Source organism: Dysgonomonas hofstadii, from assembly GCF_014196915.1.
Classification (GTDB): Bacteria; Bacteroidota; Bacteroidia; order Bacteroidales; family Dysgonomonadaceae; genus Dysgonomonas; species Dysgonomonas hofstadii.
Genome location: NZ_JACIEP010000021.1, coordinates 17632 through 38511, shown reverse-complemented (window position 1 = coordinate 38511; position 20880 = coordinate 17632). Strand labels below are relative to the sequence as shown.

13 protein-coding genes are annotated in these 20880 nt (G+C 38.8%); all 13 read left to right on the top strand.

Annotated elements, in window-relative coordinates:
* Positions 1–133 precede the first annotated feature (133 nt).
* The 13 genes from GGR21_RS19145 (at position 134) to GGR21_RS19085 (ending at position 20873) form a co-directional block, all read left to right on the top strand.
* Positions 134–1306, top strand: coding sequence for an AGE family epimerase/isomerase (locus GGR21_RS19145; RefSeq protein ID WP_394353498.1), 1173 nt, complete (start codon positions 134–136; stop codon positions 1304–1306).
* 142 nt (positions 1307–1448) lie between these two features.
* Entirely contained in the window at positions 1449–4517 is a 3069-nt protein-coding gene (locus GGR21_RS19140) for a SusC/RagA family TonB-linked outer membrane protein (RefSeq protein WP_246348124.1), read from the top strand.
* A 17-nt stretch (positions 4518–4534) separates the two neighbouring features.
* Positions 4535–6235, top strand: a complete 1701-nt coding sequence (locus GGR21_RS19135) for a RagB/SusD family nutrient uptake outer membrane protein (RefSeq protein ID WP_183308878.1) — start codon at positions 4535–4537, stop codon at positions 6233–6235.
* A gap of 24 nt (positions 6236–6259) precedes the next feature.
* Positions 6260–6706, top strand: coding sequence for a hypothetical protein (locus GGR21_RS19130; protein WP_183308877.1), 447 nt, complete (start codon positions 6260–6262; stop codon positions 6704–6706).
* Between the two features lie 63 nt (positions 6707–6769).
* Positions 6770–8224, top strand: coding sequence for a DUF5018 domain-containing protein (locus GGR21_RS19125; protein WP_183308876.1), 1455 nt, complete (start codon positions 6770–6772; stop codon positions 8222–8224).
* Positions 8225–8304: 80 nt separating this feature from the next.
* Positions 8305–9564 carry a family 10 glycosylhydrolase gene (locus GGR21_RS19120; RefSeq protein ID WP_183308875.1) on the top strand — a complete coding sequence of 420 codons (1260 nt, stop codon included), beginning with the start codon at positions 8305–8307 and terminating at the stop codon, positions 9562–9564.
* A 60-nt stretch (positions 9565–9624) separates the two neighbouring features.
* Entirely contained in the window at positions 9625–10932 is a 1308-nt protein-coding gene (locus GGR21_RS19115) for a family 10 glycosylhydrolase (RefSeq protein ID WP_183308874.1), read from the top strand.
* Between the two features lie 131 nt (positions 10933–11063).
* Positions 11064–12332: a family 10 glycosylhydrolase gene (locus tag GGR21_RS19110; RefSeq protein ID WP_183308873.1), complete on the top strand. Its 1269-nt coding sequence runs from the start codon at positions 11064–11066 to the stop codon at positions 12330–12332.
* Positions 12333–12429: 97 nt separating this feature from the next.
* On the top strand, positions 12430–14400 hold the full coding sequence (locus tag GGR21_RS19105; protein WP_183308872.1) for a glycoside hydrolase family 97 protein: 1971 nt from the start codon (positions 12430–12432) through the stop codon (positions 14398–14400).
* A gap of 21 nt (positions 14401–14421) precedes the next feature.
* Entirely contained in the window at positions 14422–15969 is a 1548-nt protein-coding gene (locus GGR21_RS19100; protein WP_246348123.1) for a calcineurin-like phosphoesterase C-terminal domain-containing protein, read from the top strand.
* Positions 15970–15975: 6 nt separating this feature from the next.
* The gene (locus GGR21_RS19095) at positions 15976–17451 is read left to right on the top strand and encodes a calcineurin-like phosphoesterase C-terminal domain-containing protein (protein ID WP_183308871.1); all 1476 of its coding nucleotides are present in this window, start codon (positions 15976–15978) and stop codon (positions 17449–17451) included.
* A gap of 112 nt (positions 17452–17563) precedes the next feature.
* A complete protein-coding gene (locus GGR21_RS19090) occupies positions 17564–18793 on the top strand; it encodes an ROK family protein (RefSeq protein ID WP_183308870.1) in 1230 nt (409 codons plus the stop codon).
* Positions 18794–19049: 256 nt separating this feature from the next.
* On the top strand, positions 19050–20873 hold the full coding sequence (locus GGR21_RS19085; RefSeq protein ID WP_183308869.1) for an FAD-dependent oxidoreductase: 1824 nt from the start codon (positions 19050–19052) through the stop codon (positions 20871–20873).
* Positions 20874–20880: the final 7 nt, after the last annotated feature.

Genomic DNA, 20880 nt, shown 5'->3' with positions numbered 1-20880 from the left:
TATGTTTTGAAATACAATATTTTTATTTAAATTTGCATTACATAAAATGAATTTTAATAATTCAATCTGATATATTATAATTGTTAAGCTTATGGACATTAGAGAAAGCACAAAATTGAAAAGAGATAAAACCATAAACCTAAATAAATACCTATCTCTATATTATAACGAGTTGACCAATAATGTAATTCCTTTTTGGGAGAATAACTCTCTGGACGCAGATTACGGAGGGTACTTCACATGTCTCGACCGAAAAGGAAAAGTATTTGACACTGACAAGTTTATGTGGTTGCAAGGACGCCAGATCTATATGTTTTCTCTCATCTATAATCAGATCGAAAAAAAACAGTCCTGGCTTGACACTGCCTTATTGGGTGCTGATTTCGTAAAGAAATATGGACGGGATAGTTCAGGAAATTGGTATTTCTCATTAACACGAGAGGGCAAACCTCTTATACAGCCATATAATATTTTTTCCGACTGTTTTATGGCGATGGGGTTCGGCGAACTATACAAAGCGACAGGCAATAAAGAACATAAAGAGATTGCGCTCAACACCTATTACAATATCATAAAACGCAAAGAGAACCCAAAAGGAATCTACTCTAAAATAATTCCAGAAACAAGACCAATAAAGAATTTCTCTCTGCCAATGATCCTTTCAAACCTGGCTCTGATACTTGAAGACATCATTGGAAATCAAGAAGTTGACAACTTGCTATACCCACTCATAAAGGAGATTACCGAATCATTCTATCAGCAAGATAAGGGTCTTATTTTTGAAAATATATTATCAGACGGAACTTTATCTGACAGTTTTGAAGGACGTCTGATCAATCCTGGACATGTAATTGAAGCCATGTGGTTCCTCATGGATATAGGCGAAAGATTCAGCAATAAGGAATTAATCGATTTTGCAGTAAAAAATACATTACATACTATTGAATACGGATGGGATAAAGAGCATGGGGGTATCTTTTACTTCCTTGATTATAAAGGCTATCCACCACAACAACTAGAATGGGACCAGAAGCTATGGTGGGTACATATCGAAACCCTTATAGCATTAGTAAAAGGATATTACTTAACTGAGAATCAAGAATGTGCAAAATGGTTTGAAATAATACACAATTATACATGGAAACACTTTAAAGATAACGAATACCCCGAATGGTATGGCTACCTTAATAGGCAGGGTGAAGTTTTATTAAACTTAAAAGGAGGGAAATGGAAAGGATGTTTCCATGTTCCCCGCGGACTATTTCAGATATACAAAACAATATCTGACAACCAGAATACTCTATAATTATTAAGATGAAACTAAATGGAAATTAAATGAAAAACAAAGACATTGCTAACATTTTAACATCGCCACTATGAAAATTAATTACGCTGAAAAGAAAAGGTGCACATCTCTAAAAAAAATCGGGATATTATTATGCACTTTTATGTGTCTTTCTAGTGCTTTCTCCCAGAAAACCATAACTGGGAAAGTAACTGATACCAACCAGGAATCATTACCTGGGGTCTCTGTTGTACTAAAAGGAGTGCATGGAACCGGAACATTTACAGATCTCGATGGTACTTATCAAATAAGTATACCTTCAGAAAGTTCAGTTCTTGAGTTTTCCTTCTTAGGTTTTACTTCCCAATCAGTTACAGTAGGAAATCGGCAGGTAATAAATATTACACTAGAAGAGGATCTTAAAGAACTGGATGAGGTTGTTGTAGTTGGGTATGGTGCCCAGAAACGAATACACATGACCGGAGCTGTTTCGCAAATAGGATCAAAAGATCTGATGAAAGCACCTATGCAGAATGTATCAAATATGTTGACCGGAAAAATACCCGGATTAACCAGTATACAAAGATCGGGAAAACCCGGTGATGATGGGACTGCATTATACATACGTGGTCTAAACTCTTTTACCGGGAAAAGTGATAATCCTATGGTAATTGTTGATGGTGTACCTCGCCCCATAGATTATGTGAACCCTAATGATATAGAATCCATATCCGTACTGAAAGATGCATCTGCTGCAATCTATGGTGTACAGGGAGCCAATGGGGTTATCGTGATAACAACGAAAGCAGGAGGTGAAGGACCTGCAAAAATTTCATACGACGGTTCTGTTACATTAACGCAGAATACTGCTATGCCCGAAATGCTGAATGCGGCGGATTATATGTATTGGCACAACAAAGCCCGCACAATGGACGGCCTCACCCCGATCTGGACTGCCGATATACAGAACAAAGTAATGAACAATGACCCCAATAGCATCTGGGGACAGACTGACTGGCTGGATAAAATCTTCAGAACCGGAATTATGCAACAGCATAATATCTCTGCATCTGGAGGTACTGACAAAACAAAATATTATGCAAGTATAGGTATAATGGATCAGGAAGGGACAATGAGGAATACCAGTTTCACCCGCTATAATATTCGTACGAATCTGGATGTTCAAGTTGCTAAAAACTTAAAATTCACAGCTAACTTAGCGGGATATCGCTCCGACAGAAAATGGCCGGGAACTGCTATAAGCAATCAAGGTGAGTTTAACCCTGTCAGACAGGCAATCAACTCTATACCTATTATTAAATCAGACTACAACGGTTATCCTGTTGCATGGAATGGTGCTACATATTATGTAAATGGCTATGCTGCATTAACAGAGTCCGGATATAAACGTCAGTCAAAATGGAACTTAGATTCCAATTTCAAATTGGAATACGATTTCTCTGATATAACCGGAGCTCTAAAAGGCCTGAAAATGTCGATATTCGGAGCTTATAATTATAGTAACACCATTGATTCAAGTTACGACCGCTACTATGAGTTGTACTATGTCAACCAATACTTAGATGAGGGTGTAGGTGGCGCAAATGGATTCAATCCTGAAAATTCTTACGAAAAATCAGCGTCATGGGGCGACACATGGCTGGTCCGCCCACAAATCGATTATTCACGTGAATTTGATAAACACTTTGTTGGGGCTACGTTAGCGTTCGAAGCGAAAAAGAGTTATTCGAACACCATGACCGGAAGAAAAACAGGTTATTACAGTGATGAACCAGTAGATTTATCACTAGGTTCTACGCTTCCCGAAACTCCAATTACAGGCTCTCATACATATTCAGGAGGACAGTTATCTTGGATAGGTCGTCTCAACTATGCTTATGGAGGAAAATACCTTGCTGAAGCTGCTTTCCGTTATGATGGTTCATATATATTTGCACCGGGCAATCGCTGGGGATTTTTCCCTTCCACATCGCTAGGATGGGTAATATCAGAAGAAGATTTCTTTAGAGACATTCTTCCGAATATAGATTATCTAAAACTTCGTGCCAGCTATGGAAAAACAGGTAACGATGCTGTAGATCCTTTCCAGCATAATTCTTTGTTTGCGATGGCAAATAACAGCATGGTACTGGGAAACAAGGCTATCGCTCAGTTCTATTCGACTAATGCTTATGTTTATAGTAATCTGACATGGGCTAGTACTCATAATTATAATTTAGGATTGGATTTCGACATGTGGAACAGAAAATTAGGCCTCGAACTGAACGTGTTCTATAAATTAACGAAAGACATTCTGGAAGAGCAAAGTGGCAACTATCCAACCTCTTTGGGTGGATATTATCCAAAATACCAAAACTCGGGAAAAGTCGAAAATAAAGGAATAGAGATTACCCTAAAACATCAAAACCAAATCAATTCAGATTGGAGTTATTCATTAAGAGGTGATTTTGCTTTTGCCCGAAATAAGGTCTTATCAAGAATTATCAGTGATAACAGACCAAATTATCGCGCTGTAGTAGGCCAATCCATTGGAGCAAGGTATGGATTCAATGCTCTCGGCCTATTCCAAAGTCAGGAAGAAATAGACAATTACCCAGCTGCTCCTTCAGGACAATTGAGATTAGGAGATATAAAATATCAGGATGTTAACGGTGACGGTATTATAAGCTCTACATATGACTATGTAAAAACTGGTTATGGCGCCATTCCTGAAATAAACTTTGCTCTAAATATGGAATTGTCCTATAAAAATTTCTACCTCACTATGCTATGGCAGGGTGTTACACATACTGATTACGAGCTCTCTGGTGTTTACGATAGTGGTACAACCTCATCTACTGTATATACAGCAACATTCCCGGAAAACGGAAATTCTCCTTACTATCGTATCCTGGATGCATGGACACCCGAAAACACCAATGCAAAATATCCACGCTTGAGTACGGTCAGCAATGGAAATAATGCCTGGCAGTCTACATGGTGGGTTGTTAATGGAGAATATCTTCGTCTGAAAAACGCTAACATCGGATATAACATTCCTGCAAAATTATTAAGAAAAACACCATTTAGCCACGTAAATATATATCTTGCAGGTACAAATCTACTTACACTCAGTCATTTTAAATACGTTGACCCTGAAAGTCCATCGGTAAGTAACGGATACTATCCGCAACAAAAAACATTTAGCTTCGGTGTTAATGTCACATTCTAATGTTAGGAGGAAAAAAAATGAAAAAAAGAACAATAATAATTTTAATAAGTATTGCTACATTAGGATTGTATATGCCTTCCTGTAGCGATGTACTGGACATAGATAATACAAAGGACTTGTCCGATCTGGCAATGTGGAGTACCGAGAGTGCTGCAGAAATGTACATTACAGCAGCATATAAAACCTTTACTGATGTTTCACAGGTAGCCAATAGCCGTAGCCAGTTCTATGACAGCTACTCAGATATTATGAAATCCACATCATGGGAAACTTACACTCATGCATACAATAAATCCCTGTTACAGGCCAGTGCTTTCACTACCGGAAGCGCCGGAGCTTTTGAATGCTGGGAAGATGTATATACACGCATTCGTCGGGCCAATGTTCTATTAGATGAAATCAAACGCTATGGCATTCCTAAATTTGGAGAGGACTGGTGCAATGTCCGCATTGCCGAAGTCCGTCTTTGCCGCGCATTCTCATATTACCGTCTGATCCGTGTTTATGGAGGTATCATAATTCGCACTGATGTATCAGGAGTAAACGGAGGAGTAGATGATGGCGCTTATGAAGAGGATATTCATAGAGCACGTGCGACAGAAGCTGAAAGCTGGGATTTTGTAATCAATGAATTAAAATGGGCAGCGGAATATCTGCCGGAATCTTGGTCTGACTCTTGGACGGGTCGTGCAACAAAGAAGACTGCCTATGGACTAATTTCCCGCATGGCTTTATTTGCCGAAAAATGGCAGGATGTTATAGATGCGGCAGACAAAGTAAAGGAACTTGGCGGAGAACTAGCACCTGATTACGCTAAAGTATTTCAGGTAGATGGAGGTCAGGACAATTCTTCTGAGATTCTTTTCGCATTATATTATTTAAGTGGAAGTGTAACACATAGTTTCGATAGATACAACCGACCGTTCGGCGATAAAGAAGTGTATACAACAGATGTATATGCAGAACATGTCCCTACTGGAGATCTGGCCGACCTTTACGAATTTTCGGATGGAACAGCATTCAATTGGAGTACATACGCGGCAGACCATGCTGATCCATATACAGATCGTGAACCTCGTTTTCATGCAACCGTAATGTACAACGGCTGCCAATGGGAAGGACGGGAAATTCAGACCTATGTAAACGGTACAGATGGTTTTATTGCGTTTGAACAATCGGCATCTACAGGAGGGCATACATGTACAGGCTACTATTTACGCAAATACTTACAGGAAGGAAATTCTGACTTTGTTACAAAAGACAGTTACCAATACGATGCAGTACTTCGTTATGCCGAAGTCTTACTGAATAAAGCAGAAGCATACGCTCAGTTGAATTACAGCAGTTACCAATCACAGGCTCTCGGTGCTCTGAATGAAGTACGCACTCGCGTAGGATTACCGGACAGAACAGCTACTGAAGCGTCTACAAAAGAAGCATTTATGACATTATTACGAAAAGAACGTTGCGTAGAACTGGCTGGTGAAGGGTTCCGTTACTGGGATTTGCGCCGATGGAAGTTAGCCCAAAGTGTTATTAACGGCAAGAACGCTTATGGTGTAAAAATCACAAAAAATACCGACAATACACTTTCTTATGAAAGGGTAGCTTGTGACGGTGGGTCTACACGGATTTTTCTCGAAAAATATTACTATTTCTCATTACCTACTGCCGAAACTGCAAATAACAAATTGTGTGAAAACAATCCTTATTGGTAACCAGAATAATTAAAAATGTCGAAGATGAAAATAATATATAAAATCGGAATATTGATTCTTAGTATCTCTATGACAATTTCATTATGGAATTGTGCAGGTACGAATGATGATTACATATTTGTACATGATACAAACACTATTTCACAGATGATTTGTAAAGCATCGCATAGCGGCAGCGATTTCCGAGGCGAAATTTACGAATTCAATGCAGATGGAGAAATGATTGAAGGCACCTTTACACAAGAAGATGTAGAGGGTGGCTATGGCCTGATCTTGTTTGCAATCTCTAAGTCACTGGAAAACGATGTGGATTTATCAAATATATATCTGGTGGCCACAGTAACCTATGATGAAATTATTACTCCATCATTATCAGGCAGACATGATATTACCGGTGACGGTATTATTATTACTGTAAAATCAGGTGTTGGCACAATTCGCCAGTACCGGGTGAGGGGTTATTATGAATAAAACAAGAGTCGAATTTGATAGATTCATTCTTGATTTGCACAAATAATATTAAATCAGTTTGCGATGAAAAAAATAAACATAAAATTATACATTGCGCTCGTTCTGGGGTTCATGGTACTGTTCAGTTCCTGTAGTGATGACGATCTGAGTAGTGAGGCTGCAATCATCAATTCTTTCACTGTCAAAAATGAGAATAACACAGTCTTCAGAGCAATAATAAACAACGACAATACTATTACGATAAAGGTTTCACCTTATCTTGATGCAGAAGAAGTGCTTGTCTCGGCCGTACCAACTTTCTTTCTTTCGAAAGGGGCAACAGTAGAACCTAATCCGGCAACCCCCCAGAACTTTGCTCAAAGTGGTGGCGTCAAATATACTGTAACATCTGAAGATCAGAAAAACAAACGTGAGTATACCGTATCATGGGGAGTCTCTGATCAGATGGCATATGGCGAAGGATTCAGCTATGCAGAAATAGGAACTATGAAAGATTTCACACAATTGGGATATCCGGGAGAACTGAAGAATTTTAATCTTGCCGATTCCAAACAATATGGAGATTTACAATTGTATCATGCATACTGTGGCGACTATATCGTAATGCTTTCGCGTGCATATGTCAATGCAGACCCCACATCTCCATATTGTATAAAAGTTGTAGATAAAACCTCTTTAAATGATGCAGGATCTTTCAATCTGGGTTCAATTTCAGTTGCCGACCTGAGAATAATCACATCCGATTATAAAGGAAACTGTGTGGGTGCCGTTACTAGTAATAATGAAACAGAATTTTTCTACTGGACTAAACCTACCGATTCACCTAAGTCTATCGGAAAAGCATCAGTTAACATGACTTCTACTACCGACGGCTCGACTAACATGCAGGTAGCAGGTGATATTACTGAAAATGCCTGGATCACTGCGATGGCTCCACGTGGATCTAAGGGAGAACATTACCGGATAAAAGTAACCAGCGGACAATTAGCTTCTAATTACTCCATCATAGAAACAGGCTACGCCAGCGATGATTGCGCCGGATTCCAGATGATTTCACCTCTCGATGATTCCGATCAGCCTAGTTTTATAGTAGGGGATACTGAAGGTACAGCCAATGCAGCAAATTCTACTCTCTGTTATGTTAATACATATGCAGGCTCAACCATCTCGGTAATGCCGGCAATATGGCAAACTCTGCAAGGATGGTATGTGGGAACAGGATTCGCTACGTCTCGTGTCGGAGGCCGTTCCCCTGTAGTTTCCGCACTCGTAATCAATGGAAAGAGCTATGTTATAGTTACCAGCGGTACATCATGGTATCATTCAGCAGCTGTCTTATTACCCGACCTGCAAACACTGGCACATGAAAATCTAAATATTGCCGATGGCGTAAACCGGGCCTGGAGTTTTGGTTCGTGGGTAGACTGGTATTGGGACGAAGATCAGAAAGAAGCTTATCTTGCAGTATGGTTTGGCAGACTTGGCTTATACACCTATAAATTAACTTGTTTCGAATAATTGACTTACTGAGGAAAGCCTCTATAATACAAAAGAGGCTTTCTTCTATAAAAATCAATTATTTATTGAAAATGAATTATATGAGGTATATATCTATTATATTATTCGCAGTACTTATTTCTACAGCTTGTTCTAGCAAGAAAGAAGAGTTCTCTAATGAAAAGCCCAAAATACTTTGGCTCGATGCAGAAGCCAATTTCAAACGTTTTTCGAGTCAGGACAGTATATGCTTCTATCTGGATCTAGCTAAAGCTACCGGTTTCAATGGAGTCGTTGTAGATGTACGCCCAATGCAAGGTGACGTATTATATAAAAGTAAGATTCTAAAACCATTAACTACTTTTGGTGATGGTTATGTATATGAACGAGACTGGGATTATCTGCAATTCTTTATTGACGAAGCCCGCAAACGGAATATGAAAGTAACTGTATCGGCAGGGATACTTCCTGCAGGACTGGGGAAAACAAAAAGTGGAACAGCCTACGAAGATCCTTCATGGGACGACAAAGTGTGTGTAGCTTATACTCCCGACGGATTAAAAAGCATGAAAGAGACGGATGAATATGCTATTTTCCTGAATCCTGCATTATCTTCTGTAAAAAAAGTTGTTTTAGAATATGTTTCAGAAATTGTTTCCAACTATGATTTTGATGCTTTCACACTGGATTATTGCCGTTACTGCAATGCCAGTTATGATTTTTCAGATTCTACCCGTGTGGCATTCGAAAAGTTCATTGATAAAAAAGTAGAACAGTTCCCTGAGGATATTTTTACTTTTGATAACGAAGGGAACCGGGTACCGGGTAAATATTATAAACAATGGTGGGAGTTCCGTTCAACAACTATTACAAATCTTATTACAGACATCCGGAAAACAATTAAATCCCATAAGTCTGATATGAAGCTCAATTACTGGGCAGCTTCATGGATACATTCGATATATCAGAATGGCCAAAACTGGGGTAGTAAAAAGCATTACGACCCATCTCAAATGTTTCCGGAATGGGCCTTAGAAACATACAAGAATACTGGTTTCGCCGATCAACTGGACGTATTTATGCTGGGATCATATTTATATGATGTATATGGCCTTGACAACAATGAGTCGATAGAATATGCCATCGACCGGGCATACAAACTTATCGGTGATGATTGCCTTATATATGGAACGGTTTATGGCGAAAATAATATCAAAAACATGGAGGATGCTGTATATGTTTGCCTCACACAAAGTGCAGGGCTCATGGTGTTCGACATTGTACAGGTAATTAAATATAATCTCTGGAATGATATTAAACAGGGAATTGACAGAGCAGAGACTGACAATAGCAAAAAATAATTATAATACTTTTAGCCTTAGGGCCAAATTTACTATGTATAAACATTTAATAATTTAGATATGAAAAACTATTTATTCTTACTATTAATTTTTTCATGTTCTCTCTTCGCTTGCTCGAGCGACGACGACAATAATAATTATGGTGATGGGAGCGAAATCCCAATAGATATAGATAGGCCGAGCGAAGATGTTAAGCCTATTCAAATGTGGATAGATGCTCATGCAAACTTTAGTCGTTTCGCTGAAAAAGCAAGTATCACCTCTTATCTGGAAAAGATGCAGGAAACAGGTTTCAATGAAGTTTATGTTGATGTAAAACCAGGCATAGGTTATGCTCTATATGACAGCGACATTCTACCACAATTAACGAAATGGGGTACCGAAACCGTGAACCGCGACTGGGATTATTTGGCTTATTGGATAGAAGAAGCCGAACGGCTGGACATGAAAGTCATAGCAAGCATTTCGACTCTTGGATTTGGAGCAACAAAAACCAAAGAGGGGCTAATTTATGACAGCAGCCAATGGGATGGAAAGACCCAAGTGGAAATGCCAGACAGTAGTAATCCGGAAAACCTTGTAGACATGCGTGATCAGACTGACGTTGATGCAGCTATGCTGAATCCGAGTATACCTGAAGTACAATCATTTGTTATTTCTATAATCGAAGAAATTGCAACAAAATATCCGAAATTAAAAGGGATCTGTTTGGATTATTGCCGCTGGTATGGAGGAAACTATGGATTTGGTGACACTACTATCTCTGCATTTGAAGCATATAGCGGGCAGAAAGTCACAAGTAATAATGATATAATAACAGATTCCGGAGGAATAGGTTCGTTATATAAATATTGGATTGAATTCCGTTCAATGACCATAACAAATTTGATCACAAACATCCGCTCCAAGATAAAATCTATAAATCCTGATTTAGAACTTCACTTGTGGGCATCGGCACATTGGACTTCTCGTTATAGTGTGGGACAAAACTGGGCAAGCAAGAATTATACACCAACCGGCAACTCATCTATATACACAGATACATACAACAAAACTGGTTTTGCTGACCAAATAGATGTATTTTCATTAGGTGCTTATGCCGATGCTGTATGGAAAACTGAAGCTCCAAACTCGGACTGGTCAGTAGAGAATTTTGTAACGACCTATTCAAACTATACAATGGGTGATTGTGATGTATATGGTTCTTTTGCTTCATATGCCTATGGAAATAAAGCCACATCTGTTTCTGATGCTGTTTACCTATGCTTGAAAAACACAGATGGCCTGATGGTATTTGAAATATCCCATGTAATCAATAACAGCCAATGGAATGCCATAAAAGATGGTATCGACCGTGTATATAAATAGTAAATACAAAAAAACAACTACTGTCATGCTGACCGAAAGAAAACATCTTACTATATAAACAGATATTTCGTTACGATCAGCATGACAAAAAATACGATACCTATTCTATTATTCAAAACATAAAAAATATAATGATAAAATATTTCTTTCTAATATTAACTCTTTCAGGCTTTATTGCTTCTTGTTCAACCAATAATATTAAAAGTGATAAGCAAGAGGAAAAAGTAGACAAACCAGTACAAATGTGGATTGATGCTCATGCAAATTTCACCCGATTTTCATCCAAAGCAAATATCACTCATTATCTGGAAAAAATGAAAGAAACCGGATTTAATGAAATTTATGTAGATGTAAAACCAGGTATCGGATACGCATTATACGACAGCGATATTCTACCGAAACTGACACACTGGGACAGAGATGTTGTAGAACGGGACTGGGATTATCTGGCATATTGGATTGAAGAAGCTGAGCGACTGAACATTAGTGTTATTGCCAGCATATCAACCTTAGGTTATGGTTATACCAGAGAGAAAAAAGGCCTTGTATATGATGACCATAGGTGGGATGGAAAAACACAAATGGAAATGCCCAATGGAGATCCGGATAAAATAATCGATATCAGGGATCAATACGGAGCAGATGCAGCCATGCTGAATCCATGCCTGCCCGAAGTACAGGACTTTGTTATATCCATTCTTAGTGAGATCGTCACAAAATATCCTAAACTAAAAGGTATCTGCATCGATTATTGCCGTTGGTATGGAGGTGAATACGGCTTTAGCGACAAGACAATATCCGCTTTCGAAGAATATAGCGGGTTGAATGTGAAAAATAAAAATGAACTACTGGCAAAAGGCGGTGGTGCAGGACCGTTATATAAAGAATGGATGGAATTCCGTTCGATGACAATAACCAATCTGATCACCAAGATCAGGGAAAATGTGAAATCCATTAATCCTGAGATAGAATTTCATCTATGGGCTGCAGCTGATTGGAATTCACGAGTAGGAGTAGGACAAAACTGGGCAAGCAAAAAATATAAACCAACGGGTTTCCAGTATACAGATGACTATAATAAAACCGGCTTTGCCGATCAACTGGATGTTTTCTCATTAGGTGCGTATACCGAATATCTTTGGAATTCGGAATACCCAAATTCGCCATGGACTATCGAAAACTTCGTTACTACTTATTCCGATTTTATAATGGGCGATTGTAAAGTCTATGGTTCTATTACATCCTATGGATATAAAAACGATCCAAAAAGGCTTTCTGATGCTGTGTATGCCTGCCTGACAAACACAGAAGGCCTCATGGTATTCGAATTATCTCACGTCATAAGGGATAACCAATGGGATGCATTCAGAGACGCAATTAACCGGGCATTTAAGAAATAGATATGATTTAATGATCAGTTTTTCGAATCAGAACTTCTTGCCATTATTTTACTAGCCCAAATAACCAATAGGTCTATGACCTTAAACAATTTTGAAAATGAATAAAATAATCGCTTCTATTATCCTTTTCTGCTTATTTGCCAACATTATACAGGCCAAAGACTATATTGTAACTTCTCCCGATGGGAAGATACAGGTGACTGTATCTGACGGAAAACAACTTATATGGCATATAACATTCAATGGCGAAACGATATTGAAACCGAGCCGGATAGCAATGACCGTAAAGGAAAGCAATACTGTTTTCGGAGTGAACGTATTGTCACAAAAAGTAAACAGGAGAACTGTTAACGAAACTTTCGAAGCGGTAGTACCTACTAAATTCCGGTATGTACATGATCATTATAATGAAATGACATTAAGTTTCAAAGATAACTATGCCGTAACATTCCGGGTTTATAATAATGGGACTGCGTACCGTTTCGAAACTTCAAAGGCTTCAAAGATACATGTCGAAAAAGAAAAGGTGGAATTTAATCTAGGTGGTAACTATAAAGCTTACTGGCCTAAAGAAACCAGCCCCAACTTTATCACACATTGTGAAGGTGATTTCGATTACATCCCTATATCGGATATACCAAATCAGAAGTATGCTTATCTACCAATTTATCTTGCGTCAGAGTCTGGAACAAAAATGGTAATAATGGAAGCTGATCTGTTCGACTATCCTAACCTGTTTTTAGCAGGAACGGCTGATCAGATGCTCAACGGAGTTTTCCCTCCCGTTGTTTTAGAAAAACAAATAAAAGAGGGCTCAGACCGCAACGAGAAGATTATTAAAAACGCTGATTACATTGCCGAGACCGATGGCAAAAGAAACTTTCCGTGGCGACTGCTCATAATAGAACCGGACGACAGATCGTTACTCGAGAACAATCTTGTATACCAGCTATCTACCCCAAGCATAAAAGAAGACAAAAGCTGGATAAAACCCGGACGTATTTCATGGGACTGGTGGAGTACTCTCAATGTTTACGATGTGGATTTTGAAGCGGGTGTAAACACTCAAACCTATAAGTATTTTATCGATTTCGCCTCGAAATACGGATTAGAGTATATACTTTTAGACGAAGGCTGGTCTGCCAGCACATGGAATATTCGTGAGCCGAACAAGAATGTAGATGTACAGGAATTAATCAGGTATGGCAAAGCCAAAGATGTCGGTCTGGTACTATGGGCTCTATGGAATCCATTATATGAAGATATAGAAGGTATTCTCGACCTGTATAAACAATGGGGCGTGAAAGGAGTGAAAATAGACTTTATGCAACGCAACGACCAGGATATGGTAAACTTCTATGAAAATGTGGGCAAAACTGCATTTGAAAGGCAACTACTTGTTGATTTTCACGGTTCGTTCAAACCTTCAGGCCTGCATCGAAAATACCCTAATGTAATGACCTATGAGGGCGTGTACGGATTGGAGCATAATAAGTCGTCCAATGATATTTCTCCCAATCATGATCTGATACTGCCTTTCACCCGCATGGTCGCAGGTCCAATGGATTATACTCCGGGAGCTACTTTAAATGCTTCGCAAAGCGATTTTCACATGAACTTTATTCATCCTATGAGCCAGGGAACAAGGGCACACCAGGGAGCATTGTTCATAGCATTTGAAAGTCCGTTGCAGATGTTTGCCGACAGTCCGTCCAATTATTACAAAACACCGGACTTCACTTCTTTTATCGCACAAGTCCCCACTGTATGGGATGAAACAAGGGCAATAGAGGCAGAAGCCGGAAAATATCTGACTATTGCACGCCGTAGTGGGAAAAAATGGTTTATTGCTTCACTCACCAATTGGGATCAGCGTAAGCTAACAGTGAATCTTGATTTCATAAGTGAAGGAAAATATAAGGCTGAAATATTACAAGACGGAGTGAATGCCAACAGATATGGTTCCGATTTCAAAATAGAGAACAAAGAGGTTTCCAAGGGCCAGACCTTAGATATAAACATGGCTAAAGGTGGAGGATGGGCTGCCATACTTACACCTGTGGAATAAATAATTTAAGGGTTCCCATTTATGATTTTAGCTTTATGGTCTGCACAAACAAAGTGGCAGATCATAAAGCATTTTCCGGAAAAGACTAAAAAAGACATGCTTACAAGAAAAATATTCTTTATATTGACTATATTAATTGCCCTGTCTGTAACAGATAGTGATGCACAAGTCAATTTGCAGACAATAGAATTCAATGGCAAGGTATACGAAAAAGGTAAAGGTATAAAGGGAATTCCTGTTACAGACGGCAATAATATAGTTCTGACAAACGAAAAAGGCGAATATAAATTGGTAAGCAACAGCACTGCCGAATATATCTATATTACCATTCCCTCAGGATATATTATACCTGTTGAAAATAAAGTACCTTGCTTTTTCAAAAAAGTAGAAAAGAACAATAATAAAAAACAGAAGATAGATTTCGAATTGCAAAAATCGAACCTCGATGATACGAAACATACATTTATAGTCTGGGCCGATCCGCAGGTAAATTTCGCCGATGAGTTACCTTTAGTAGAAAAAGCAGCCCTGGATGTAAACGGTTTGATAAAGGACAATTATTCTGACCAGCCTGTTTATGGAATGATATGTGGCGATATTATCCACGACACAGGCAAAGAACCCCGCTTTTACGAACCTATAAAAGAAATAGTAAGGCAAATGAATATTCCTTTCTTTTATGCTGTCGGCAATCACGACATCAATTTGGATGTAAGGTCTGACAATTATGCAAAAGAACTTTATAAAAGCCACTTCGGACCTACATACTATTCATTCAACAGGGGAAAAATTCATTATATCGTACTGGATGATGTCTTTTATGCAGGTAACAGTTTTTACTACATAGGATATCTTTATGAAAGGCAGTTCAACTGGCTACAACAGGATTTGGCACTCGTAGCCGAAGGCTCTACAGTCGTTGTTGCGATGCACATTCCGTCCTATTCGGTAGAAGCCCGCCATGGCGAGTATGCAAAAGAGCCTCCCACTAAAGTCCTGCAAAACAGGCAATCATTGTACAAAATATTAAAACCTTACAATGCCCATATATTTTCGGGACATGAGCATCAAAACGAAAATTATATAATTGCCGACAACATTTTTGAACATAACCATGCTGCCCTTTGCGGGCTATTCTGGCAGGCTCCATGGTGCCATGACGGAACAGCCTCGGGATACGGTGTATACGAATTCGACGGTGATAATGTAAAATGGTATTTCAAAACCATTGGGAAAGACAGAAATCACCAGTTCAATCTCTATCCAGCAGGATCCAGCAAAGAGAAACCGGAAGCTATTACAGCCAATGTATGGAACTATGATCCGTCATGGAAAATCTATTGGTATGAAGACAATATAAAAATGGGAGAAATGGAACGATTTACAGGATATGACCCCAATATCAGGGATTATGTAAAAGAAAACGGAAAGAATTTCAAATACAGCTGGATTTCTGTTAAGCAGACAGATCATATATTCTTTGCTATACCTAAAAATAAGGATGCTGAAATAAAGGTGGAAGTGACCGATCGTTTTGGAAACTCTTATATTGAAGAACTTAAAAAGTAACCGGATATGCATACTCACAAGTTATTATATTCACTGATCATTTTTATATTCTCAATAAATATAAATGCCCAGGTAGACTTACGGAATATAGAATTCTCAGGGAAAGTCCTCGATAAAAAAGGCACTGCTATTGAGGGAGTAGCTGTAACTGACGGTTATAATATTGTTATCACTAATCATAAAGGTGAATACAATCTGTTAAGCAATCCCACTGCCGAATTTGTCTATATATCTATACCCTCCGGATACGTAATTCCTATGCAAGAGAATGCACCTCATTATTTTCACCGGATAAGCGATAAATCGAAACCGAAACAAAGATTTGATTTTACACTGGAAAAATCAGGTCTTGATGAAAACAAGCATATACTGATAGCCTGTGCTGATCCGCAGGTCGGGTTCGATGAAGAAATACCCATGCTTCAGGAAGCAGTAAACGATATGAAAGCGCTGGTTAGCCGGGATTACATAGGTCTATCTGTTCATGGCGTGATCTGTGGTGATATTATTGCAGAGATAAGCAGGGAGCCGAAATTCTTCGAACCTATAAAAAGTATGTTCGCTGAAACAAATATTCCTTTTTTCTATGCCGTAGGAAATCACGACATAGATGTGAACGGGCGTTCTAACCATTATTCGAAAGAAACGTTCAGAAGAGCCGCTGGTCCAACCTACTATTCATACAACAGAGGAAAAGTTCATTACATTGTTCTCGACGATGTATTTTTTACGGCCAGAGGATATTCTTCGATAGGTTATCTATACGAAGAGCAGTTATGCTGGCTCGAACAAGACCTTGCCTTTATCCCCGAAGGCTCTACCGTAGTAGTTTCATTCCATATACCCACCTATTCGCCAGAAGCCCGGAAGGGTGAGTTTGCTAAAGAAGAGATGAATAAGGTACTTCAAAACAGGAATGCTTTATATAAAATGCTAAAGCCATATAAAGCACTTATTCTCTCAGGCCATGAGCATTATAATGAAAATTACCAGTTGGCGGATAATCTTTTTGAACATGTACACGCAGCTCTTTGTGGTATTTTCTGGCAGGCGCCATATAATAGTGACGGCACTCCGCTAGGCTATGCTGTGTACGAGTTCGACGGTGATAATGTAAAGTGGTTTTACAAATCGGTAGGCAAGAATAAAAATTACCAGTTCGACTCTTATCTGCCCGGAGTCGATAAACATAGACCTAATGCCATTATAGCCAATGTGTGGAACCACGACCCTCAATGGAAAGTATACTGGTACGAAAACGGTATAAGGATGGGAGAAATGGAACAATACAGAGGATGGGATCCCGGTGTCGTAAATTACGTAGACAAAAACAAACAAAATTTCCGCTATAAATATATAGGGGCAGGTCCTACCGAACACCTGTTCAAAGCAGAACCTTTAGACAAAAATGCTAAAATAAGGATAGAAGTAGTCGACCGTTTTAACAACATATATATAGGCATACCTCGTAAAATAGAATAAATGGTCTATTACGCAATAAACTAAAATCAAGAAATTGTTAATTATTGATTCATATTTCATTGTTTTTATTAACTTTGTTATAGCCATTAAAAAGAATTAATAAATAACAGTTATGACCTTAAAAGATCTTCTGGCAGACAGCCCCGATAATAGCCTCAGCGGAATTAAATGGCACACATTAAAACAATCTATAGTTAAATGCCTCCTATCTATAGGAGATGCCACAATTTTAGAGTTAAGCACTGAACTTCAATCCAGTATACCTACTATAACAAAAGCCGTAAATGAATTGCTGGGAGATGAATTGATTGTCGATTCCGGTAAGATATCAAATAGTGGAGGACGACGTCCGTCCTTATACAGTATGTCTTCGGACAAGACTTATTTTCTAGGTGTTGAAGCCAACAGGTCGAGCACTTCTTTCGGAATTCAGAACCTGAAGGAAGAATTTGTAAGTATTGAACTGAATACAGCATTTGTGTTAGAAAACACCTACGAATCGCTCATGGAGTTTTGTGGCTGCATCGACACATTTATATCCGATAGCCAGATAGATAAATCACTAATTATAGGTTTATGTGTAAACTTATCAGGACGTATCAATTCTAAAGAAGGATTCAGTTACAATTATTTCTTTACTGAAAACCGGCCATTGGTAGAAATCTTATCTGAAAAGATAGGCATGCCTGTATATCTGGAAAATGATACCCGGGCCATGACTTTGGGAGAATATGCGCAAGGAGTTGTAGAAGGAGAAAAGAACGTTGTCTTCCTCAATTACAGTTGGGGTATCGGTATCGGCATAATAACCGAAGGAGAACTCTATTACGGAAAATCAGGATATTCCGGCGAGTTCGGCCATAGCCCCCTATTCGACAACGAGATACTATGCCATTGCGGCAAAATAGGATGTCTGGAAACAGAAGCGTCGGGATGGGCCTTAGTCGAACAATTCAAGCAAGCATTAGCTGACGGACGTACATCAGCTATATCAATCGACAATAACTCTTCCAGCATACAGCAATATCACAAACTTTTATCCGGAGTCCTGATAAAAGAAGATAGCCTATGTATAGAACTTATAACCAAACAATGCGAAGTAATAGGCCGTGCGCTAGCCAGTCTTATCAATATATTAAACCCTGAATTACTGATTATTGGCGGAGATTTTTCTCAATTGGGGGATTTCGTTTTATTACCAATACAATCCAGCCTGAAGAAATATTCTCTCGGACTTGTAAACCGCGATGTAGCTCTAAAAAAATCTATTCTGGGGCGCAGAGCCGGAGTAATCGGTGCATGCCGGGTTGTAAAAGAGAAAATGTTGTCCCCATTGGCATAAAAAGTAATTAAAATATTTTATTAATAATCTTTATTTATTAAAATATTATTTATATATTTGCGTTATATAAAAAATATTTAGAATAATATATAACGCATATATTCTTTTATATAAATACCATTAAACACCTTACTATCCTACTAAGCCTTTTCGTACTGTTGTTCTGGTAGCTATTATTCTAAGTATTTTACAATGCAAGATTACAATGATCTTGCCTAAATAGTTAATAGTTTTTACTTAAACCTAATTTATATCTATGAATAAGGCCGTATTGCTTTCATACATTTTTATTCTGGTATTTTCCATATCTGTAATATCATGTAAAAATACTCAATCTAAAAAAGAAATTACGACAGACATACTCGTTATAGGAGGGACTACAAGCGGTACATCCGCCGGAATATCGGCAGCCCGGAAAGGAGTGAAAACACTCATTGTAGAAGAAACTCCATGGCTGGGAGGAATGTTTACAGCACAAGGCGTAGGAGCTTGCGACGGAAACCACAATCTGCATTCAGGCATATGGAACGAATTCAGGGAAAAGCTTCGTAACCATTACGGCGGTGCCGATAAGGTAAGAACAGGTTGGGTTAGCAGTACCCTTTTCGAACCTCATATAGGAGACAGTATCTTTAAATCGATGGCTGCGGCTGAAAAAGACTTAGAAGTCATGCATGGCTATTTTTTCGAGAACATACTGAAAGATGGGAACAATGTAAAAGGAGCTGTTTTCAGCAATGATAAGAATCAAAAACTAATTGTACATGCAAAGATTACAATAGACGCCACAGATATCGGTGAAAGCCTGAAGACAGCAGGAGCCGGTTACAGGTTAGGAATGGATTCGAAAAACGAAACCGGGGAAAAAGGCGCTCCCGAAAATGCAAACGATATAGTACAAGACCTTACATGGGTTGCTATACTGAAAGATTATGGTGAAAGAGCCGATAAAACAATTCCACAACCAGAAGGCTATAATCCTGAAGTTTTCCAGGGCTGCTGTAAAGAAACTGTCGACTCTGTAAAGATCGACTGCCAGCAAATGCTGGAATATGGTAAAATGCCTAATAATAAGTACATGATCAATTGGCCCAAATTTGGCAACGATATTTATCTGAATGTTATAGAACTTCCGCGCGAAGAAAGGGAAAAGGAGCTACAAAAGGCAAAAGATCATACGCTCTGCTTTATATATTTTATACAACATGAGCTAGGTTTTAAACATATCGGATTAGCTGACGATGAATTTGACACACCGGATAAACTGGCATATAAACCATACCACAGGGAAGGACGAAGACTGAAAGGACTTTCTTATCTTACATTCAATCATGTTGAAAACCCATACAATCAGAAAGAACTGTTATATAGGACAGGTATATCGGTAGGTGATTATCCGGTCGATCATCATCATGCAAAAAATCCTGATGCTCCTAAAATTGGGTTCGATCCGGTTCCGTCTTTTAATATTCCGTTGGGGTCACTTATTCCTGAATCGGTAGACGGACTGATCGTATCGGATAAGGCTATTTCCGTATCCAATCTGATCAATGGCTCTACCCGCCTGCAACCTGTTGTTTTACTTACCGGACAGGCTGCCGGCATTTTAGCAGCACTATCTGTAATAGAAGATAAACAGCCGCGGGAAGTGCTAATCAGGGATGTTCAGTCTGCCCTCTTAAAAGAAAAAGCATACATCATGCCGCTATTCGACATTCAGCCTTCCGATCCGGACTTTGAAGTAATACAGAAGATCAGTGCTACGGGTATACTCAATACTATAGGTGAGCCATGGGGATGGGCCAACCGCACATGGTTTTATCCTGATACGACCATTACGGTTACCGAATTCACTAAAGGCCTGAATTCCTTTAATCCTGAGTCAGAAATTGTAAATGATAATAAATTGCTTACGGAAGAAACTGCCGTTAAGTATATCAACCGGATTGCAGGACAAGAAAAGACCGGGGAGAAAATATATTCAAATAAACCAATAACAAAACGCGAACTGGCTAAGATATTGGATTCATCGCTCGATCCTTTCAATAAAGAAATAGTCTTCGACGGGCATTATAAATAACTACAAG